The 21,149-nt window shown below is 56.2% G+C and carries 20 protein-coding genes; 10 read left to right on the plus strand and 10 right to left on the minus strand.

The annotated features are described in order from the left end of the window. Positions 1-29: 29 nt before the first annotated feature. The 7 genes from E0E41_RS14795 to E0E41_RS14825 all read right to left on the minus strand — a co-directional run bounded on the left by E0E41_RS14795 (position 30) and on the right by E0E41_RS14825 (position 6,010). Entirely contained in the window at positions 30-899 is an 870-nt protein-coding gene (locus E0E41_RS14795; RefSeq protein WP_087334857.1) for a DUF6551 family protein, read from the minus strand. Beyond that, the gene (locus E0E41_RS14800) at positions 899-1,852 is read right to left on the minus strand and encodes a hypothetical protein (RefSeq protein WP_087390934.1); all 954 of its coding nucleotides are present in this window, start codon (positions 1,850-1,852) and stop codon (positions 899-901) included. Before E0E41_RS14800 ends, E0E41_RS14795 begins: the two co-directional genes overlap by 1 nt. Continuing rightward, positions 1,833-2,231 (minus strand): hypothetical protein, encoded by a 399-nt coding sequence (locus E0E41_RS14805; protein WP_071430665.1) that lies wholly within the window; start codon positions 2,229-2,231, stop codon positions 1,833-1,835. The genes E0E41_RS14800 and E0E41_RS14805 overlap by 20 nt, the downstream gene beginning before the upstream one ends. After that, positions 2,221-3,027 (minus strand): hypothetical protein, encoded by an 807-nt coding sequence (locus tag E0E41_RS14810; RefSeq protein ID WP_204247461.1) that lies wholly within the window; start codon positions 3,025-3,027, stop codon positions 2,221-2,223. The genes E0E41_RS14805 and E0E41_RS14810 overlap by 11 nt, the downstream gene beginning before the upstream one ends. Beyond that, positions 3,028-4,908, minus strand: a complete 1,881-nt coding sequence (locus E0E41_RS14815) for a recombinase family protein (protein WP_101691771.1) — start codon at positions 4,906-4,908, stop codon at positions 3,028-3,030. Then, the gene (locus E0E41_RS14820) at positions 4,901-5,506 is read right to left on the minus strand and encodes a recombinase family protein (protein ID WP_130870532.1); all 606 of its coding nucleotides are present in this window, start codon (positions 5,504-5,506) and stop codon (positions 4,901-4,903) included. Before E0E41_RS14820 ends, E0E41_RS14815 begins: the two co-directional genes overlap by 8 nt. Before the next feature lie 144 nt (positions 5,507-5,650). Further along, a complete protein-coding gene (locus tag E0E41_RS14825) occupies positions 5,651-6,010 on the minus strand; it encodes a helix-turn-helix domain-containing protein (RefSeq protein ID WP_071430658.1) in 360 nt (119 codons plus the stop codon). A 141-nt stretch (positions 6,011-6,151) separates the two neighbouring features. On the opposite strand from E0E41_RS14825, the gene E0E41_RS14830 reads away from it, so the two are divergent. From E0E41_RS14830 to E0E41_RS14875, 10 genes are all read left to right on the plus strand, one after another. After that, positions 6,152-6,529: a helix-turn-helix domain-containing protein gene (locus E0E41_RS14830; protein ID WP_087189068.1), complete on the plus strand. Its 378-nt coding sequence runs from the start codon at positions 6,152-6,154 to the stop codon at positions 6,527-6,529. A 160-nt stretch (positions 6,530-6,689) separates the two neighbouring features. Beyond that, the gene (locus E0E41_RS14835) at positions 6,690-7,409 is read left to right on the plus strand and encodes a metallophosphoesterase (RefSeq protein WP_130870533.1); all 720 of its coding nucleotides are present in this window, start codon (positions 6,690-6,692) and stop codon (positions 7,407-7,409) included. Continuing rightward, complete coding sequence (locus E0E41_RS14840; RefSeq protein WP_122791190.1) at positions 7,406-7,756, plus strand: hypothetical protein; 351 nt, start codon at positions 7,406-7,408, stop codon at positions 7,754-7,756. The genes E0E41_RS14835 and E0E41_RS14840 overlap by 4 nt, the downstream gene beginning before the upstream one ends. Next, positions 7,753-8,997, plus strand: coding sequence for a hypothetical protein (locus E0E41_RS14845; RefSeq protein WP_130870534.1), 1,245 nt, complete (start codon positions 7,753-7,755; stop codon positions 8,995-8,997). Before E0E41_RS14840 ends, E0E41_RS14845 begins: the two co-directional genes overlap by 4 nt. Further along, positions 8,994-9,557, plus strand: a complete 564-nt coding sequence (locus E0E41_RS14850; protein WP_087936971.1) for a metallophosphoesterase — start codon at positions 8,994-8,996, stop codon at positions 9,555-9,557. The genes E0E41_RS14845 and E0E41_RS14850 overlap by 4 nt, the downstream gene beginning before the upstream one ends. A gap of 32 nt (positions 9,558-9,589) precedes the next feature. Beyond that, entirely contained in the window at positions 9,590-10,438 is an 849-nt protein-coding gene (locus E0E41_RS14855) for a hypothetical protein (protein WP_130870535.1), read from the plus strand. Continuing rightward, positions 10,431-10,655, plus strand: coding sequence for a hypothetical protein (locus E0E41_RS14860; protein ID WP_087936973.1), 225 nt, complete (start codon positions 10,431-10,433; stop codon positions 10,653-10,655). The genes E0E41_RS14855 and E0E41_RS14860 overlap by 8 nt, the downstream gene beginning before the upstream one ends. Then, the gene (locus E0E41_RS14865; RefSeq protein WP_130870536.1) at positions 10,655-10,966 is read left to right on the plus strand and encodes a hypothetical protein; all 312 of its coding nucleotides are present in this window, start codon (positions 10,655-10,657) and stop codon (positions 10,964-10,966) included. Before E0E41_RS14860 ends, E0E41_RS14865 begins: the two co-directional genes overlap by 1 nt. 42 nt (positions 10,967-11,008) lie before the next feature. Further along, the gene (locus E0E41_RS14870) at positions 11,009-11,398 is read left to right on the plus strand and encodes a recombinase family protein (RefSeq protein WP_130870537.1); all 390 of its coding nucleotides are present in this window, start codon (positions 11,009-11,011) and stop codon (positions 11,396-11,398) included. 117 nt (positions 11,399-11,515) lie between these two features. Next, a complete protein-coding gene (locus E0E41_RS14875) occupies positions 11,516-11,875 on the plus strand; it encodes a hypothetical protein (RefSeq protein ID WP_087937087.1) in 360 nt (119 codons plus the stop codon). A gap of 334 nt (positions 11,876-12,209) precedes the next feature. Here E0E41_RS14875 and E0E41_RS14880 read toward each other — a convergent pair whose 3' ends face one another. The 3 genes from E0E41_RS14880 to E0E41_RS14890 form a co-directional block, all read right to left on the minus strand. Beyond that, positions 12,210-13,361: a tyrosine-type recombinase/integrase gene (locus tag E0E41_RS14880; protein ID WP_130870538.1), complete on the minus strand. Its 1,152-nt coding sequence runs from the start codon at positions 13,359-13,361 to the stop codon at positions 12,210-12,212. Next, a complete protein-coding gene (locus tag E0E41_RS14885) occupies positions 13,342-13,605 on the minus strand; it encodes a hypothetical protein (RefSeq protein ID WP_130870539.1) in 264 nt (87 codons plus the stop codon). Before E0E41_RS14885 ends, E0E41_RS14880 begins: the two co-directional genes overlap by 20 nt. A 1,030-nt stretch (positions 13,606-14,635) precedes the next feature. After that, positions 14,636-21,136, minus strand: a complete 6,501-nt coding sequence (locus E0E41_RS14890; RefSeq protein ID WP_130870540.1) for an S-layer homology domain-containing protein — start codon at positions 21,134-21,136, stop codon at positions 14,636-14,638. Positions 21,137-21,149 lie beyond the last annotated feature (13 nt).

The raw sequence follows: 21,149 nt of genomic DNA on the forward strand, positions 1-21,149 counted from the left end.
GACGATTCCTGGTGGAACCGTCCGTTTGCTTATTCTTTGGCGGCTCCCTCAAAAGAGTCCCCGCCCTCATCCTCGTCCATATCCGTATCAATGTCCAGTCCTTCATTGTTCCCCACATTCTTCTCGTAGAGCTTGGTCCATTTAAGCGGATATTTGCATTTGCGGTTATAGGCCAGAAGCATCGCCTCGGCATAGCCCATAGAACCGGGGCGTCGTTCCTTGGCTGTCCTCGAAAGCAGCTTGACCGACATTTCCCCCACTTTTTCCTTGAAGGTTTCATCTTTCAATGTGTCGCCAAAGGTGTATACCAATCTGGCGATTCCGTTGAGCATATTGGCGGACAGCGAATTCATATCGCCCTCCCATGTGCCTACGCAGAGTCTGAGTGTTCGATCAAGTACGTGGTAACCGAACCGCTCATATATATTTTCAAGCGTAGAGACAGCACAGACAACGCCATAGTTTCTGACCTGGCCAATGGAAAGAGAATAAGACTCTACCAGATCTTTGATCATAAGCTGCTCCTGATTCCCGGCTTCCACATTTGCCATAAACACTTCATAGGGACGGAGCGGTTTGACAAACTTCATCTGGTTGGCGAAGATATCTGCCTCGTGCTCGTAGTTCAGATCATCGTATATCATGCACCAGACTGGCGTTTCACGAGAGCCAGAGGCCAGGGCGACGATCTCCACCGTGTGCTGGCCATTGAAGACATAGTTGACCCCATTTCGACGGCTCACCTTCACAGGGTTGATCTGATACAGATCAAAGTGTGCCGCAGCATTCAGCACATGCTGTTCGGAAATATTCCTCTGGTACTCCTGATTGGATACGAGGTTCTTGATGGGAATCTGTTCGAAGTGAACATTGGGAACAAACATACTATAATCTTCCATTAGGATTCCCCCTCAATTGCATTGAGCATTTCCTGGATTTTTCCTTCTAATTCAGTCAACGCCGCCAAGAGGTTTTGTCTGGCAGCAGGTGAGATTGCTTCCAAATGTGCCATGGACTTTGTCCGGTCGATGGAGCTCATCCAGGAGGGGATCGTAAGAGTAAGTCCAGCAACTTCCGCATCCGGGTCATAGGCGGGCATCGTCTTGATTGCCGGCTGCTCTGCCGCCGCTGTGCCGGGCTTGGCAGAAGCGTCGGAATAAAGGCATCGTCTCGATTCACTGTAACGAGCGAAAGCATAGGGATTTTTTCCGATTTTTTTACTAAGTGCTTTCAATTCTTCGGGTTCCATTTCTGATAGAGCAACGATATTTTCGAAAGAAATCTTATATGCCCCGGAAAGAATGTGCGGAACAAGCTCAGGAGCATTTTGTTCAATGGTATCTAATGCTGCACTGTATTTCGCATATTTCTGTACGGTTGCGCCGGACACATGATACTTCCTTCCCAGCCGGGCTGCTGTTCGCCGGCCGCTCTCTTCATCTATTGGGCGGCCTCTCCCCACAGCAATGTTGGGGTTCGGACGGTACTGATTATAGCCATTCCTATTTCGCTGTACTTTCTTTTCCACTTCATATTGTTTCCCAATCAGATATTTCCTGGTTTCTTCTGAGATGTTGCGGCGTCCGAGTTGGTTCGCACAGATCCAGGCGATGGCAGCATCTCTGCTTGGAAAATCCAGCTCCTTGACTCCATAAGGAATGCGCATTTTATTGCATATTTCATAGCGATTATGACCGTCGATGATGGTATCATTCCATGCGATGATATCTTCCCGGCATCCTTCCACGACCAGATTCAGCTCCAGCTGCCGGTATTCCTCCCGGCGAAGTGGACGAATCAAGTTTTTGAATTCCGGATCGATGTTAAGCTGCCTAAATGCTTTCTCTGTCATGTAGCCTCCTGCGTTCCAGCTGTTTGACGGTTTTGAGGGAAAAATATGCGACCCGGTTGACTTGATCGATCTCACCGGTCAGCTGGTAATTAAATCTCAGGTCAAAGCCACCCAGCAGTTCGGAAAAGTTTTTGATAAGGATCGTACTATAGAATTCTATAGACTGCTGGGATGTACTTGACATCCGAACCTTGTTTGCGGTCCCGCCTGAAATAGGTTTGTCCGATCCGAGAACGGCGATATACAGTTCTTCAGGGTTTACCAGGAATTGCACATACGCAGGATTCTTCAAGAGACGAATCGTTTGCCGGTGGATTCGAATCCGGTTTCGCGCAGGGTCCAGCGTTAAGTAAGCCTGCAATTGATTTTCATGATTCATGTCCTTGTCCTCCCAAAACGGACTTACTACCAGTATCAGAGGCAGCCTCGTCTGACTGCTCTGATGCAGCAGGAGCGATGTTATCGCGCAACCCATATACAGCATATCCTTCAAAAATGTCTACCTGCATAGATTTCTGATGTTCCCGGAACGGGAGTCCAAACTGCGTCTTCCAGCCCTCCGGAAACACGGGAGTTCGAGAAGACTTGGGCTTCTGGCCGTCTTTTTGCACCCGCTGATACACTTCGGTCGCTGTGAGATCAAATGCGATGAGCCACTCATCCCTGGCATGGATTATCCGCCCGAGGAGCTTATATCGATAGTCCAGATTCCAGCCCATCAGTGAAAACACTTTGGCGAAAAAAATCTTGCAGGTGATCTGTTTCGGTTTGCGTCTGCCGGAGCCGTTGGTGCACCAGGCGCAGGCATCCCGATCTTCCGCCCGACAGGGACGGATCGCCAAGATCCTGCTCTCCTGATTGACCAATACCTGCACATAATCAACTTGTGGGAAGCGGTTCAGGCAGGCGGTATTTACATAAAATTTGTAATTGTTGAACGTTACAGACGGCTCATTAATATGGGCGAAGAACTCACGGCGTACCACTTGGTAGCCATCGTAGTTAAAGTCACCGGCCATCTCCAGAACCTCATCACTACTGCTGTTTGCGGGAGAAACTGCCGGTTCCGCTTTTTCTAATTCAGCAGACGGAACAATATCCAAATGCCCGTCCTCCAGGGAACGAAGCATTCCGGCGATTACGCCGCCGGTATTTTCCCGACTTTCTTCAAACATTTAGGATTCCTCCTTCCCGCGCTGACCGAGTTCCTGACAGATATAGTCACGCAGCACGTCAAATCCTGTTACGCGGAGTTTCTGTCCGGTTTCATACAACTGGCCCTCCATGCGGATTTTCCAGTCTTCCTCACTCTGATCGCAGACGGGCGGGAAAGACTGTTGGTGGAGGTAATATTGCTTGCCAAAAGAGCCGATCCACTCCTCCGGGACTGCCCGCACCCGTTTGCCGGAGACAGAAAGGGGCTGTACAGGCTCCTTTGCCTGTTCCGTGCTTTTTGAACCGGAAAGCAGGTACGATTTAATAAACGCTTCCGCATCATTGACATCAAAAATATACGCAGATTCAGTTTCGGTTTGAAACAGCGCTCCGGCGATCCGGTATTTTAAATCCGGACTCCAGCCGAATAACTGAAAAAGCGTTTCTACATAGGCCGCACCGGCGATATCCCTGGGCTGATACTTTCCGTCTGACAGCTTGGAAAACACGACTGCGTTGCGGCTGCTTTTCGCCGCTGTACGGACGGCGAACTTCATCTCCACAGGGTTGACCAGCAGCTCCACATGGTTGTCTTTCCCAAAAGACCGAACACATGTGGTGCTGAACTTGATCCTCTTGTCTTGAAACAGTACATAGGGACGGTGATAATTATCAAAGAATTCACTGCGGGCGATTTCAAAGCCTCTCATATCAAAATCTCCCGGAACCAATGTGATGCTCGAGGGCAGGGATGCATCCGCCTGCTGCTCATCGGGCGGATGGATACTGGCGGACGCTTGGTAATAATCCGCCGGCTTAAATCCAGCCCAGCGGGGATTGATGGTCACGAACCCCCTGAGCAGGCCGCTGTCGATCACCCGCAGCTCCGGGAGGATGGAGCGGTTGCCATACTTGGAGTTGTTCAGAAGATGCTGAACCGCAATGAAATCATCTCTGGAAACGATACCCTCGTGGTGGTTCCGGTAAAGGCTCTGGGGTCTGTCCCCCCGATTCTTTCTGGCCTTGTGGTTCAGATAGTTGGGGGTGAAGGTCTTCCGGGTCAGTACATCCCCGCAATGCCGCTCATTGCGAAGGACCTGGACAATGGAGTTGGATGTCCACTTGACATTCCCCAGATAAGTCTTTCGGCCCAGCTCGGTGAGCGCCGCCGCAATGTCGGAGGTGGAATATCCATACAGATACATATAGAAAATGAGTTTTACCGTGGGGGCTTCATCCGGGTTGACGACCAGGTTTCCATCTGCGTCGTGAGAATACCCCAGCAGCTTGGGCGTCAATGGCAGACCTCCGTCCAGCCGCATCCGCAAGGAGGTCTCCATGCTCCGGCTGCGGATGTGAGACTCCTCCTGAGCCATGGTGGCTTGAAACGAAAGCGCCATCTGGGAATCGTCTTTGAGGGAGAAGATACATTCGCTCTCAAAGAACACCCCGACAGGACTGGGTAGCTCCGCAAGCATACGAACCATGCTGATACAGTCCACCACATTCCGGGCAAAGCGAGACACGCTTTTGGTGATGATCATATCGATTTTCCCGCTGCGGCAATCGGCGATCATGCTGTTGAACTCGTCCCGATGAGCCAGAGAAGTCCCGCTGATGCCCTCATCCGCATAGATTTTGACCAATGTCCAGTTGGGATGATGCACAACAAAATCTTCATAGTATTTCTTTTGCAGCTCATAGGAGGAAGTCTGCTGGACATTGTCTGTGGAGACACGGGCATACACGGCGACCCGCTGCCTTATATCATTGTCGTAATAGTCGATGGGCTTTTTAGCCGGAATGAATTCATAGTTCTCCGGGTCAACTTTTGTGTTGATACGCCGACGGACCCGTTCTTTCCGTTCCGCAAGCTGTTTGCGTGTGGACTTGTCAATCATGCAGCATTTCCCTCCGGGGTTCGTCATCAGGGAGTATCTTCCAACCGGGATCTGGCAAAAAGTAGGGGTCGTGTAGATCCTCCTGGTAATAGGAAGCCAGCGTATAAATATCCTCCGAAACGAAGTAAACGCCCACTGGCTTTGGGAGTGCTGCCAAGAGGCGCGTACAGAAAGAGAGCTCGGAGAGCTTCTTCGAGATATTGCTTGCTTTCTGGGTAATGATCAGATCGATCTTTTCCTCGTAGCAGTCTTGAAGGAGCCTTGACCACTCCGGGGCGCTCTCCATATTGGGCGCTGTGCTGCCCTCGTCCACATAGAAACCGACAAACTTCCAGTTTGGGCAGAGAGCCAGTGTGTCAAGAAATTGCTTTTTATGAGCTGAGAGATAGTCCTCATAGCGGGTCTGGTTGAAGTAGCGGATGTATACCGCCACACGGTAATGTGTTTTGGGAAGCGGGCGTTCCCGCTTGATTTCCTTTAACCAGGCACGATGTTCCGCTAAAAGGGTGTTTCGTTCCGTCTCCCTTTCCAGCAGGAAATCAAATGAGGGCATAACTTCCTGCTCTGACTCTCTATTTTGAACGGTCAGATCTGACATATTTGCTCCCCCTGTGTTATTTCTCTTCCAGGCCATTATATAATCTGCAGACTAATAACAAAATCGACCAGAAGTCAACACCTTGACTTCTGGTCGATAGATGAGAAAAAAAGAAGCGAGCCGGCAATTCCAGCTCGCAATTTTTCAGGTATTGTCATCCCGTCTGGCCATAGTGGATTTCAACTCACGAACAATCTTCAGGATGGAATCCAGCTCCTTGGGAGAGCAGTCGGCCAGCAGCTCGTCAAACTCGCTCTGGTATAGGCTTCTCACCTCCGGCACATCGGGCCGAAGAAGGGAATCAGCAGACACTTGCAAGGCTTCGATGATTCGGATAAAGGTTTCCAACTTCATGCTCGTCTTGCCTTTTTCGATATTGCTGATATGCGGCAGCGAGATATTGGCCTTCGCAGCAAGATCGGCCTGGCTCATCCGGCGATTGATCCGCGCATCTCGAATACGGGAGCCGATCAGCTGGCTCTCGGTCAAATCATGTTCCGTCATCGGCTTCCCCCCTCAAATATATTCTCCAGATTATCTATTTCTAAGAGTATATCAACCTGAGGTGAAATTGATATAAGGCCGAGTTGATGATATAATCTAAACACTATAATAAGACTGCAAAATTTTTTTGGAGGTCTTATTATGAGCCTGAACTACAAAGTCATTGGAAAACACATCCGTGAAGTCCGCCAGCGCAACCACCTTTCGCAAGCGATGCTCTCTGAACTGGTAGATAAAACGCCATCTTACATCAGCTACATAGAGAGCGGGATCAAGAGCATGAGCCTTGACACCTTTGTGCTTATCGCCAATGCGTTGGGCGTATCTCCCGACCGGCTTTTGATGGAGCAAGTCACCAGCACTGAACGGTGCGCCAGCGAAGAAATCGCCCTGCTCCTTTCGGATTGCAGCACCTATGAGATGCTGATTCTCCTGGATGTTATAAAATCGCTGAAAGCTTCCTTGAAAGAGCATCACGGCAGATACGGTAAACCAGATAACTTTGATTTTACCGTCTGAACCTGAGAAAGCAATCAACCGGAAGTCACGAGCATTGACTGCCGGTCGATCTATGCCAGTAAAGCTGGATATATTTTTGGAACGGTGGATATGTTTTTGGAAAGTCCCGGATATGGGGCTTCCGAGTTGGTATAATGAGAAAAGAAAGGTGGAATGACCAATGATCTATTACACGGGTGATATCCACGGAGACCCCTATGAGGTCATACAGTTTTGCGACAGCAAGAAGCTGACAGAGCAGGATACTCTGGTTCTGCTTGGAGATGTAGGAGCGAACTACTACCGAAACCGGCGAGACACAGAGATGAAGAAAGTTCTTACCGCCGTAAAGCCGACGATGCTCTGCATCCACGGCAACCATGAGATCCGGCCGGCCAGCATCTCTTCCTATCGGACGAAGCAGTGGAACGGCGGGACAGTCTGGGTAGAGGAAGCCTTTCCACGTCTGCTGTTTGCTATGGATGGTGAGATCTTTGATCTGGAAGGTCTCCGACACTTGGTCATCGGCGGAGCTTACAGCGTGGACAAATTCTACCGGCTGGCCAGAGGTTACGGCTGGTGGCCGGATGAGCAGCCTTCCCAGGAGATCAAGGACAAGGTTATCCAGACGCTGGACGCCTGCGGGTGGCAGGTAGATACCGTCCTCTCCCACACCTGTCCCTATCCGTATGAGCCTCGCGAGGCCTTTCTTCCGATGATCGACCAGAGTACCGTGGACGACTCTACCGAGAAATGGCTGGAGGAGATCGAGCGGAAACTCAAATACGACCACTGGTTCTGTGGGCACTGGCATATTGACAAGCATATCGACCGGATGCACTTCCTCTTCCACAGCGTGGAGGCTGCGCCGCAGCTCTTGACGGGAGGGAACACATTATGACAGAGGAAGAAAGACCGGAGGCCAAGGAGCAGGAGGCGTGCTTTGCCGCAATCCGTGAGATCGTCCAGGAGATTTTCCGCCTAATGGACGCCGCATATCAGCAATACAGCCGTTTGGTAGAGCAGGTGTTGAACGGCAGGATCACTGAGGAGCGGGAGATCGAGCGAATCATGGACGGGCTTGTGGACTTCGGAGATGATCCGAGGCTCCTTGAACTGTACAAAACCCTCTGCCGCCATGTCTATTACAAATACCCCGATCTTGTGGGAGAGCACACTGCCCTCTTCCGACTCCAGTTTGAGGAAACGGAGGATGGGGATACGGATACTGAGGAGGTGGAAACATGAAAGCGCCGGAGATCAAGCACTACATCAACTGGCTGGGTCGGGTGGAATACCGAAACATCAACTGCTCCTTCACCTATGACGAGACATCCTATGCGGCCATCGACCGAATCTTCCGCCTTCTCCACCGGCTGGAGCCAGGCCCGGAGAACACAAGCTGGGAACTATGGCTCCGTGCGGAGCGAGGTACCATCGAAGACTTCGGCAGCTTTGAGGAGCTACGGGCGGACGGCCAGGTGGAGAGCTTTGAGGAGTTTGAAACCTGGTGGCATTCCGAGTTCCCGGAGGAGGCAGCGTGGTTCCACTTTGCCGCCGGCGAGGATCAGGAGATCGGATACCGGGCGGTATTCCTGGGCCATCGCCATGTGCTGGAGGTGGACAGCCGCAAAGAGCGCGCCTTCCCCTATGACATCGCCCCATTCACCGCCTGGCTGGAGGGTGCGGTACGAGACGCCGTTCAGATGGTGGAGACCGGCTCTTATCAGGAATTGGTGGAGCGGGAGCTGCCCATCTGGCATCGAACCGGAACTGTCCTGCGCCGGGATCTGTGGAGCGTATTCCCTCAGTGGAAGGAGGAGTTCTTCCAGAACATCTCCCAGCAGGAGGTGGAGGAGTTTCTCACCTCGGCGGAGGGGTATCCTTTGGGAAATAACAAGCGGCTCCCATCCGTGACCACAAACGAATTCTATCACTTCTGTGCTCTGGGCTATCGGGCTATGGGTTACACCGGAACGGAGAAATCGGAAAAAGAGCAGTACGCTCTCCACGCCGATGGGCGGGACGAGGGACTGTCCAAGCTGGACGGAGATTCCCCCGAAGCTTTTGCACGGTGGCTGAAGGAGCGTCCCCGCATCGGTCACCCCTGGGAGGTATGCCGGGGCGGCAACAGCACCCACATCGACTGCATCGTACACCAAGATGCGCATGGCTACTATCTGGTGGTGGCCGGTCTTGCGGAGACCCGGACGATTGAGGCGGTCCGTTTCTTCCTGGCGCTTTATCGGGCAGGCGTTCCCGTATGCATCCGAAACGCAGAGGAACTGAAGGCCCGCCTGACCGGAGCGGAGTCCATCGGCATCGTGCCGGAGGGAGTCTTTCCCGCCTACTGCCACGACAGGTTTCCGGGAGAGAGCATTGTCGATTTTATGAACCTGCCTCGGGAGCGTCAGGATGAACTTGCAAAATACTGCCGATGGCAGCCAATCCCAGTTCCCAGGATGAAGAAGGAGGGTGAAACCCCATGATCTTCTTTACCTCTGACCTGCATCTCGGTCACGAAAACTGCATCCGCCTATGCAACCGCCCCTTTTCCAGTATCGAGGAGATGGACGAAACCCTCATCGAAAACTGGAACCGCAAGATCACAGGAAAGGATACCGTCTATATCCTCGGCGACCTGATCTACCGCAACCAAAAGCCGCCGGAGGAATACCTGCGGCGGCTGCGGGGAAAGAAACATCTCATCCTTGGCAATCATGACAGGGGATGGATCAGGAGTTGTCAGACGGAACAGTTCTTTGAAAGCGTCAATAACCTGCTGTATGTCGCAGACGGGAAGCGGCAGTACACCCTCTGCCACTACCCCATGATGTCCTGGCCACACATCATGCGCTGCTACATGGTCTTTGGCCACATCCACGGCAATACCGATGCGGATTACTGGCCGCTCATCCAGGCAAACGAGAGGATGCTGAATGCCGGAGTGGATGTCAATCACTTCGAGCCAGTCACCTTTGAGGAGATGGAGGCCAACAATCTTCTGTATAAAGGTCAGGCGAAACCCGAGCTTGAGGTGCAGCCGTGAGACCTCAAAAGGGCTTTTATGAGGCGGCTCCTGTGGCCAGTTCCATCGCACGTCAGGACTGGACGCACATGATGGAGCGAGCCGAGCGGAGCGGCCTCTCTCTCCAGTCCCAAAAAGGAAGCGCCGGGGTGCTGTTCTCCGTGAGAATCCTCGCTCCCATTTTAGATGGAGGGCTGCGACATATCGTTCTGGCGGCGATCCAGTACAGTCTGGGGCGGCACACCTATATGCCCGGCATAGCTGCAGAATTTACCTGCCGGAACCTGAGCCGTCTTGATGCGGCTGCCCGTTCCGCCGCCGCAGCAAAGATCAGCGAACATTTGAGTCGATATGGAGAGCAGGAGCCATATCCGCAAGTGTGGCACGGCTTAAGCCGAGTGCTTACATCTGGCAAAATCAAAGAATACGATAGGAGGAAAGAAAGGATGCCGATTCTGCAACCTCTGGAAAACATGGAACGCATCTCACGCCAGGCACTGGCAGATGACCTGGACACCGTGCTGGAAAGGATAAGCCGCGAGGACATTGGGCTGGTGATCACCGAGGAAGGCAAAGATGACCTGGTTCTCTGCCCAGCCTCCTGGTTCAACCTTGACTATGTGGATGACTTTTCCTGCGTCATCAACAGCGCCCTCCGTTATGCCATGCGTACCGAAGATGAGGAGAGTGCGGCGGTCATTCAGTACGCCCGTCGCCACTACCAGCTGTTCGATGACAGGACGCTGTCGGTGGCCGTCGCCGATCTGGAGCGGGAACTGAACCAGCCGATGGCGCCCCTCAAACAACCGCAGGTCTGGAAGGAGCTCCAGGAGCTGTTCCGACAGCGGCTGGACGAGCTGCTGAAGGAATCTCCGGAAGACGAGGAAACGCACCATGGATGAAAAGCGATATGAGCTCGTGGAGATCCAGGTGGACGCAGAGCTTCTGGAACAACTGGAAAAGATAATCGCTCCTATGGGGCTGACGCCAGAAATGCTGATTGTGAAGTTCTTTGAGTTCTGCGCCGATCCCGCGACCCAGGAACTGGCCATCTCCTTGCTTCTGAAATGGAAAGCCGAACAGGAAGCGGAGAGGGGAAAACCGGGAGGGGGACTTTGATGCTATCCAGGGAAACCTTCTGCGAAGCCCTGCGAAAGATCCAAGCGCAAAAGGATCGAGACGAACAGTTCAGTAAGGCACTCGCCATGATGGGAGATGGACATTTCGTCTTTGAGGGCGGAGCGCTGCTTCTTGCCGCCTTGCTGGATGTGCTGAAGGAAGCGATCAACGACCAGTACGACTATATCAGCTGGTGGCTTTACGATGCCGCCCCGGACTATGAAGTCTGGACCGATGATGAAAAAACTAAGTGGTGCCTGAAGGAACCGGAAGCCCTGTATGATTTCATCCGGGATGAATGTCAGGGCTGAGCGGTAGCTTCTTCCTAAATTCGTTCAAGGAGGTCAAATCAGATGCCTAAGTGCTGCCTTTACTGCCGGGTGGATGGAGCGTCCACGGAAAGCAACCGTCTCGCCATGAACCAGCAGCTTACCGCACTCCGAAGCCTCGCCGGCCAGCTTGGCTTTTCGATTTCCGCAGAGATGCTCCAATATGAGAGCGGCTTGGACGCAAACCGACAGAGCATTCGAACGCTGATCCGTGATGCACGACATGGAGTCTATGACCGTGTGCTGGTGATGAACGGCGACCGTCTGGCTCGTGACGCCGAAGGTTTGGCGGCGATTGGAGAAAAGTTGACCGCAGCAGGAGTCCGGTTCTATTGCCCAGATGGCGAAATTGATCTGGCCCCCGCATATTCTCATGGTTATTTCCGGGTGGCAACGATGGAACAGACCATGTGATTGGGAAAAGTTCCCGTCCCACCTCTCTTCCACGGCCAAAGAAAATGCGGTATAATAAAGGAACCACATACACCAGACCGGGAAAGTTGCTCATTCCGGCAGGAAGGAGATGTTGCCATGAGTTCATTAGAGGAAAAGAAAAGTGAGCTCGAGAGGGTTCTTGGGGTATTCCAGAACTACATTGAAGGCTCTGAATTGCTCGATGTGGTCTATTCGAAAAAGTTCGGGTATGTTCTGCTTGGCCTGCCTGCGGCGGATTCCATTGATGACTCCGATGTAACACGACTGGAAGATCCCGAAACATTGGTGAAAGAGGTCTATCAGAATCTCGCATACGACTTTATGGAGCAGGAAGGACACAGCGAGGATTACACGGAAGCCACCAATCTGGAAAAGCGAGCTATGCGGGAATGGATGAAAGAGTACACGGATCAGCTGCCGGAATACAACTACCTGCTGGACGAACTCCTTGGATGACGTGTCCGATGAAGCAGGCGCTTCCCTCAGTCAATCTTTCGACATGGATAAAGCGGACATCTTTTTTGGTCGAACACTAAAATGGCCCATCACACAGAGAATCTGCCGATGCTCTGCTTAAAAAAGGGCAAAAAAATAAGGCCAATGCCTCGCAAAGCCCATGAATTCAGGGATTTCCGGGGATATCTCAATTGGTCTTACACTCCAGAAATCCGCTGGAATCGCACGATTCCAGCGGATTATTTTTGTTTTTTTGCACTTTTTCTTGAGGTCTATTTTTGCTGTCCATCCTTGACCCAAACCGTGACCCAAACGCGGAAATGTCCGGAAAGGTCTATACCGCACCGGAGAGGACGGCAGCCATTTTTCCGGCTGCTTGTCGTTGGGCTGCCCCGGTCACATGGGCATAGGTGTCCAGGGTGAACTCAGCGGAGAAGTGCCCCAGCATCCCGGAGACGGTTTTGATGTCCACCCCGTTTTGCAAAGCCAAGGTGGCGAAAGTGTGCCGGAGGTCGTGGAACCTGACCCTGGGTAGCCCCGCCCGTTTCAGCACCCGGTGGAGCATGTGGAGTACGCTGTCCGGGGAGATAGGCCCGCCGTTGGGCGAAGGAAACACCCACGGGCTGCTGCCGACTTTTTCCCTCTGTTCTTTCAGCACGTCTATCGTATCCTCCGCCAGCGGCAGGGTGCGGTAGGCGTTTTTCGTTTTCAGAGGGGCCTCCATCACCTCCCCGTTGATCCGGGAGACCTGCCGCTTAACCCGGAGGTCGCCCCGATCCAAATCAATGTCCTCCCATTTCAGCCCCAACAGTTCTCCCCTTCTCAGACCTGTTGCCAACTCCAGGTAGTAGAGTTCAAATACCCCGCTCTCTCTGGCTTCCCGCAGGAAGGACTGGAGCTGCTCCACTGGCAGAGTCTTCATCTCCCGGTGTTCCACCTTTGGGAGGGCACAGCCCTCCGCCGGATTCGTGAGGATAATCCGCTGCTCCTGGGCCAGTTTTAAGGCAGAGGAGAGAATCTGGTGGATGTTCCGCACCGTCTTGGCGCTGAGGCCTTTAGGCTGCCCCCTGGCCTCCAACCGGTCTACCCGCCCTTTGGTCAACAGCTTCTTGTAAAGCTTCTGCAAGTCCAAGGAGGTCAGCTTTTCCAGCGGAATGTCCCCAATATTGGGCCGGATGTGGTTATCGATGTAACCCCGGTAGGTCTGGTGGGAAGAGGGCCGGACTTTGAGCTTGGCATAGTCCTCGAACCACACCTCCATCCACTCCCCCACTGTGTATTTGCCTGCCTTGGATAAGTCCAGTGTCTGGGCCTCTTGGATGGCCGCTTTCAGTTTTGCCTTGACCTCCGCCTGAGTCTTACCCAGCACGTTCTTGTAGATGGCCTTTCCGGTTTCCGGGTCATGTCCCGCTGTGTACCTCCCCTCCCACCGGCCGTCTTTTCGTTTTCTGATATTCCCTTCACCGTTAGCCCGCTTCTTCGCCATGCGGCGTCACCTCCAGTTCTCTCGCAAGTCCCCAGGCCAGTTTGAAGCCGGCAGCAAAGCTGGCCAGAGAGATTTCCTCCCGCAGCAGATTTTGCGCATCCACCAACTGCATCAGCTTTCGCCGTTCCGGTTGCCCGAGGCAATCCCGCACTTCCTGGCGAGCCTGTTCAATCTCTTCCCCTAGCTCTGCAAAGTCCGGAGCCCGGAAAAACCGCTGGTGCATGGCGGCCATGTAATGATACATCGTGTGTCGCCTCCTTTGCAGCAACACACAATACCAGCAAACACCGCAAATAGCCAGAGGGAAAAAGTAGAGTTATCAGAACAGTAACAACTTCAGGTAAGGCAGCCTTCTTTTGTTTTGCGGCGCAATTCCTGAGGTCTTATGTCATAGCGGCGGTCAAAAAGATGGGAACCGCTTGGGAACGCTGGCTTTTTCAAAACTACCGACCACCTGAAAAGCCAGATTGCCCGGTGAGCGACCACCTAAGAACGCTGTGAGGCAAAAGCCCGCAATCCCTTGACACGCCCCGCACTGCGGGGCGTTGTAACCGGGCCGGCGGCGGTTTACCGACGGCGGTCCTTTATCCTCGTACTAAAATCGAACGCCCCCAAAGAGGCCCCAAACCGTCGTTATAACCCCCGCCAGTTCCGGTTACCCTCCTCCATCCCGACACAGGGCACACAGCGGCTCACAGGCGGCTACACGGCGGAAACTACTGCTGCACTCGCTTCTCGCCTTATTCTTTGTTTAGCGTATTAATTTTTACTATACCCTTCCGCCAGTATTTAGCCGTTAGCCAGAGCAGCAGTTGGTGAGCTTCTGTTCACAAGAAAGTGTTTTTGCAACTGCTTGTTGCAGTCAGCCAAACTCTTTTCTTATTCCATTCAGCACCTATATGGTGGGCTTCCTCTACTGTCTGAAACGCAGCTACCAAATGACGGCAGCCAAGTGTTTCATCTCTGACACCTCTCTGATCTCCACTTTGGAAATCCTCACCGCTATCCAAATCACCCGGGATGAGGTGATCGAACGGAAGCATAATCACTTCTTTACCTTCGGAAGCTGCCAGCAAGGTTTACCTTATGCGTTTTTTACGTCCGGTCAACATATGGAGCAGACGATTCCAGCGGTATCCACATCCCGCCCGTTACAGGGCGCTTTTGGCACCATAATATCAGAAACCCGGCTCATATCTGATGTACGAACCGGGTTTCTGACAGACTGCGGGACGCTCCTTTTGGAGCGTCCCGCAGGTCTTGCTTCTTTCAAATTACTGGGAGATGTTCTCAACGAAGCGCATGAGGATCGTCGCCACTTCCGCCCGGGTAGCGGTGCCCTTGGGATCCAGCAGACCGCCGCCCTTGCCGGTGAGCAGGCCCTTGTCCACCGCCCACACCACGGCGTCTCTGGCCCAATCGGAGGTCTGACCGCCATCGGCAAAACGGGACAGGTCGCCCTGAACGGTGCAGTCATATCCCTTGAACTGGGCGTAGCGGTACAGGATCGCCGCCATCTGCTCCCGGGTAATGTCATCCTCCGGGCCGAAGGTGCTGTTGCCGTAGCCGTTCACCAGGTCGTTGGCCGCGGCCCAGTTCACCGCCTCAGTGTACCACTGGCCGTTGGGGACATCGGTGAACCGAGTGGGATTCCCGTCGGGAGATCCCTCCAACCGCCACAGGATGGTGGCGATCATGCTCCGGCTCAGATTGATGCCGGGCTGGAAGCTGCTGCCGCCGGTACCGTTCATCATGCCGCTTTCCACGGCAAACCGCACCGCCTGGTAGAACCAGTCGCTCTCCTTCACGTCGGTGAAGGGCAGGCCGGTAACGTCAGATTCCTGTACGAAGGAGGCGGCAACGGAAACCTTGCCGGAGGGCATGGTAAAGGTATACTGGTTCTCGCTCTTCTGGCTCAGGGGAACGGTCCCGCCTGCGGCGTCGGTAACCGTCAGCTGATCCAGAACATAGCCGTCATCGGGACTGACCGTAATGGTAACAAGAGTACCCTGCGCGGCGTTTTTGGGGCTGACGGACACGCTGCCGTTGGCCGTATTACTGGGGATGGTCACCGCGTAGGTGGGTGTGGAGCCGCCGCCGGAGGTGCCGGGATTGCCGGAGGTGCCGGGATCGTCAGGCTCGTCAGGCTCCTCGGTGACCGGCTGGAAGACGGCAGATACCTGGATGGCGCTCCGCAGGTTGCTGATGGTGTAGCTGCCGTTGGTGAGTGTAACCGTCACGCCGTCCACCTGCAGCGCGCTCAGCTCATAGCCGGAGGAGGGCGTGGGCGTAATGGTCACGGTGGCGCCCTTCTTGATGGTATAGACGCCGTCGGCGCTGCTCTCCACGGCGTTGCTGCCGTTGAGGGTGGCGGTCACGGAAAGGGTGCCGCCGGCGCCGGCCGTGCAGGTGACGGTGGGAGAGACCATGGAGCCGTCGACAGCGGCAAAGGCCGTGCAGACCTGGTCGTCGGTGAGGGCCATACAGGCCTGGACCACGCCCTTGGCGTCGTTGGACAGGGTCAGGAGGCCGTTGTCATCCACGGCACAGGTGCCGGTGGCGGGATTGGCCATCCAGGTCACCAGACGGCTGCCCTCCAGGGACAGGGTTTTGCCGTTTTCCAGCACGGCCACCGCCGACAGGGTGGCGGCGCCGGTGGGCTGGAAGGTTTGCTCTGTGATGTCCCTGCCGTTGGCGTAGATGGCGATGCCGGTCATCTGGCCCAGGGCCGGGTTGACCACCTGGATGGTGCGGGTAGTCGTATTCCCCGCCGCATCGGTGGCGGTGAGGGTAAGGGTGTGGCTGGCGGCGGAATCGTCCAAGGCCAGAGACTGGGAGAAGGAGCCGTCCGTAACGGTGATGGATTCAGCCTTGCCGTCCACCAACAGGCTCAGGGTGCCGTCGGTCCAGCCGGTGAGGGTAACGGAGCCGCCGCTGCCGAAGAAGGAACCGCTGATGGGGGAAGATACCAGCAGGGCCGGGGGCGTGGTGTCCACCGAGAAGCTCTGGGTGTACAGGAAGACATCCCCCTGGCTGTTGGTCCCCTGGAACCGGATGGTGTGGGAGCCCTCGGTCAGGTCTTTCAGCTCCATCTGGATGGCGCTCTGGCTTTCAACCGCCTGCTCTGCGCCGCCGTCCAGGGACCAGGCGCCGCTGACAGTCTGGCCCTTTTTTTCCGTCAGGGTGACGGTGAGGGCATTGGTCCGGTAGGTAAGTGTGGAGAAGGTCTCCTCCCCGGCCTCGGTACTCACAGTGGTGCCTTCGGCGTCGGCATTCCAGGAGAAAGTGGGCGGGTTGGGGGCGGAAACTTGGACGGAAGCGATGATGGTTTCCTCCGAGTAGAGGGTAACGTCATTTACTGTCCTGTAGGCGGACACACCCATGGTGTAGGTCTTGCCCGCCTCCAGGCCCACGGTGACGGTATTGCCGGTGGAGATGAGGTTGCCCTCATTGTCCAGGACAAGCTGCCCATCTTCATCGGTCTGGTATTCCGGCACGGTGGCCTGGCCGCCGGCGGTGTAGGTATTGGAGCTGTCCGGTTCCAGCTTTAAGCCGCTGACGCCGGAGACCAGATTCTTTTCGGCATCGTAGAAGTTGACGCGGTAGCCCTCAGCATCCGTGCTGTCGGCGGTGAAGGACACCTTGTAGTCCCCGGCGGGCTGCACGCCGCTCACCGTGGGCGCATCGGGCTGGTTGGAATTGGTGTACGTCCAGCTGGCTTCCGCGGTGGAGAACATGGTGCTGTCGCTGTCCACGGCGACGGCCCGCAGGGTGTAGCTGCCGGAGGGCAGGGCGGCGGTATCCATGAGGACGGTGACGCTGCCGCTGTCAAAGGGCCCATCCGCAGAACTGGTCACATGGCCCACCATACGGGAGTTGTCGGGATTGCTCTCGTCCACCGCCAGCAGGGTGATTTCGGAGAACTGCTTCAGATCGGTGCCGGTGACAGCAGCTTCGCTCCCATTGACAGTGACGCTGGTCAGCTCCGGCAGGGGGGCCAGCCGGTACAGGGTCAGGGTGGCGGGCTTGGGCGTGGTGATGGTGTAGGTGCCTTCCGTGTCTGCCGGGAAGGTCACCGTCATGTGGGCCTGCTTGTTGTCCTTGTCATAGTACACATAGGCGTTGGCGTCCTCCTGCGCACCGGTATCTTTTTCCGGATCAAGCCAGGTCAGGGTGTAATTTTCGTCGCTGCTATTTTTAATAGTGGTCTGTTTCTGCCCTTCCTTGATGGCTTCCTCCTCGCTGGCGCTGTCCCAGGTGAAGGTCAGGGCGGCGGCGGAGGTATTGCTCTTCAGGGTCAGCTGGTGGTTCTGACCGGTGACGTCGCTCTTCAGGGAGTCTTCCTCAGCGCGGGCCGCCGGAAGACCGGACACCAGCTGGGACTGCGCGGCCACCAACGCATTGCTGCCCACGGCGGCGTAAAGGGTCCTGCCGGTGCTGGGGGAGGTGTACACGGGCACCGTAGTCAGGCCCAGCAACTCGGGGTAGCTGGGGGTGGCGTCTTCGCCGTTCCAGCTGACGCCGTCGCCCCAGTAGTAGGTAATGCCCACCTTCAGCCCTAGGGTCTCGGCGGCGCCCCAGATTTTCTCGGCGTTGGCACCCATGCCCACGTTGGCCAGGGTGAGGCCGCCGATGAGGGGCAGGGTGCCGGGCAAGCTCAGGGTGGCCCGGATGAAGAACTCATAGGGACCGCCCTCCTCCAGGACCAGATAGCCGCCGCCCTGCAGGACGCCGTAGATGTTCATATCCACCGAGGCCAGGAAGAAGAACTCGGGGTACCAGTCAAACTCCAGGCTGGCGCTGTCCAGCACCGCGATGGAATTGGCCAGTGTGCCGTTGCTCAGCTCCGCGCTGATGCCCTGGAGGCTCAGGGCCAGCGTGGCCCGGGCGGAGATGATCTGGAGGACGGAGAACTGCGCCTCCAGAACGAGCTGAAGGGGCGGGATGGAATCGGTGAGGAAGATGGTGTCGTACAGGTTGTTGATGCCGCCGCCGGCGCCCTGGAGCCACAGCACGCCGAAGCCGTCCAGGTTGATGCCGGGGACGAAGCCGCCCACGAAGAAGTGGAGGGTGTCCGGGTAGGGGATGCCGTCCTTGCTCTGGACGGCCAGCTCCGCTTCCATGGCAAAGGTGGCGAAGGAGGCCGCGCCGGACACATCCACCGCCCAGTCGCCCACGGTCTTGACGGTGAGCACGCCCTCGATGCCGGGCATGCCGTCAACGTAGCTGGGCAGGCCCAGGGCCACGGAGAAGTTGACGCCCAGGTACTTGCCGCCGCCGAAGAGGATGTCGTCCACCTGGATGGTGGCCGAGCGGCTGTCGCCGTCTCCCGCCTCGGCGCCGTCCCCCATGTCGGTGGAGGTCTCAAAGGGGGGCGCGTTGGTGTTCACGGTGTCGGCGTCATGGGGGATCTGCTCCTCCAGCTCCCGCAGGTTGTCCGGCGTGTCCGCCCCTCTTTCGATCAGGTCCTGCTTGGCCAGGTCCAGGGCGGAGGCCTCCGGCTCGGCCTGCTTGGCAGCGGGAATCAGGAAGGACAGGTCCAGGCCGCCGCCGAAGCCGATGACGCCGCCTACGTCCTCCATATAGCCCAGCTCGCCGTACTTGAACTCGAAGAGCAGGCCCAGCAGGCTCTGGGCGGCCTGGCCCACGCTGGGCCACAGGAGGGTGATGTTGCCGTCCTCGTCCCGGTCGCCGCTGGCCCCATAGGTGGTGAGGGAATACTCCTCCCCGTCCTCGATGGCGGTGAGGCAGCACCGGCCGGTCCACACCGAGGTGCCCACCCCGGAGACGGTGAGGGAGGCGTCAAAGTCCACCTCGATGGTTCCGTCCTTGTCGGTGATGGTCACCTGGCCGTCCCGGATGTCCAGGCAGTTGTTGAGGGTGATGACGTTGTCCTCTTTCCCCAGGGACACGGCGGTGTAAACGGTGCCGCTGCCTTCGGTTTTCTGGGAGAAGGCGCCCCGGAACTCCAGCAGGACATCATCGCCCAGGGACTTGTTCTCCTTTTCGTAGCTCTCCTCGGTGGCGTAGGTGTGGACGGAGTACTGTTCCTCACTGTCCACCTCCACCGTTACCACGCCGTAGCCGTCGTTGCGGTACTCCGGGTCGTCGGTGACCTGGAAGCGCAGGGCGGGGGCGGTGATGTCAGCCTTCGTGGTGTCGGTGTAGTGGATGGTCAGCTGGTACTCCCCCACGGCCAGCTCACTGGTAATCACCACGTCGGCGGTGTTGTCCTCCTCATTGATGATAAAGGCGCTGCTATCGATTGCAATGCTGCTCTCTCCGTTAATCTGTGCCCCGTCGGTGCGGGAGAGAAGTAGCGTGTAGCCGCCGCCACTCAGCATATTGAAATTGACGCCGGTGAGGTAGATGTGCCGGGTGCCGGTGGTGTAGATCAGGTCAGGGGAGGCGCTGGTGAAGCCGATCTCGGGCAATTTACCGCTGGTGCCGGGACAGAGGAGCCACACCGTCTGGGCGCACAGCAGGTTCTGGGCCTGGAGGGTGGTGGAACCGTCCTCCAGCTTGTAGGCCTGGAAGGTCAGCTTGCGGTAGACCGCGTCCTCCCCGGGCACGGCGTGGAATTTGAACTCCAGGCTCTGGGACCCGTCGGCCTGCAGATTAGTCAGGTCGACATAGTAGGGGGTCAGATAGCTGACGTTCTCCTGAAGGACGCCGCTCTGGTTATAGGGGGCGATGTTCTCCCCGGGATAGACCACCACCCGCACGTTGTCCAGAGCTTCGCCGGAGATGTTCTGCAGGGTGGCGTTGACGGTAAAGTCGCCGTTGTCTTTGTAGGCTTCCCCGCCGCTGTCCATCTCCAGGGCTTCGGGCACATTGGTGAAGTTCAGGGTAGCCCCGGCGGTCTCCGCCACGCCGGCGTTGGAGAACACGCCGTAGTAGCCGGCGGCGGCGGCGCTGCCCCCCTCAGCCACCGTGCCCAGATTATAGTACAGGGCAAAGGCGCTGTCGGCGGTGAGGTAGTCCCGGTTGTAGGGGGTGGTGAAATAGAGGCTTTCGTCGGGGGTGTAGTCAAAGACGGTGGCCGCCAGGTTGTTCCAGTGGGCGAAGGTCACCTTCGCCGGCACGCTGGCGATATCGCCCACGGAGCCGTTGAGGAAGTAGGCGAACACGCTGGGATTGTAGGGGTCGTCGTAGGCGAAGAAGCTGCTCTGATAGCTGGAAATGCTCTGCTCGCTCTCCACCGTCAGGTAGCCGCCGCCGGACTGGGACACCTCGTAGATACCGTAATCCTGGGTGCCCAGGGCGGTGTCCATCAGCAGCCGCAGCTGGATATCGGCCGCCTCGCCGCTGTTCTGGGCGGTGTAGCTCAGGTAGGCCATGCCGTGCTGGGTGGAGCCGGCGTTGGCCAGGCTGAGGGTCTGGGTGACGGTGATGCCGTCCACCGACCACACCGCCTTGATCTCCTGGGACGTGGCGGTGACCGCCACGTCAGAGGAGCCGGCGTACTTGCCGCCGAACACATAGTCCTTGGTCACTCCGTTCCGGGTGACCCGGAGGGAGGCAAAGGAGGTGTCGTCCTCCCCCAGGGGGAAGAGGAGGTTCTTGTTGTTGTCGTCCTTCCGGATGGCGTCGCCCTCCAGGGTGCGGATGGAGAAGCCGCCGCTGCGTTTATCCACCAGCACCTGCAGGTTTTCGTTGGACAGGGTGTCCACGTTCTGCAGCTCCGCCGCCAGGACGGAGTTGGGAAGAAGTCCCGAAACCAGGCACAGGGCCAGCGCCCAGGCCAGGAGGCGGGATAGGGTTCGCTTTTTCATGTTCATGCTCCTT

It is taken from the genome of Intestinimonas massiliensis (ex Afouda et al. 2020), from assembly GCF_900626285.1.
Taxonomy (GTDB): Bacteria; Bacillota; Clostridia; order Oscillospirales; family Oscillospiraceae; genus Flavonifractor; species Flavonifractor massiliensis_A.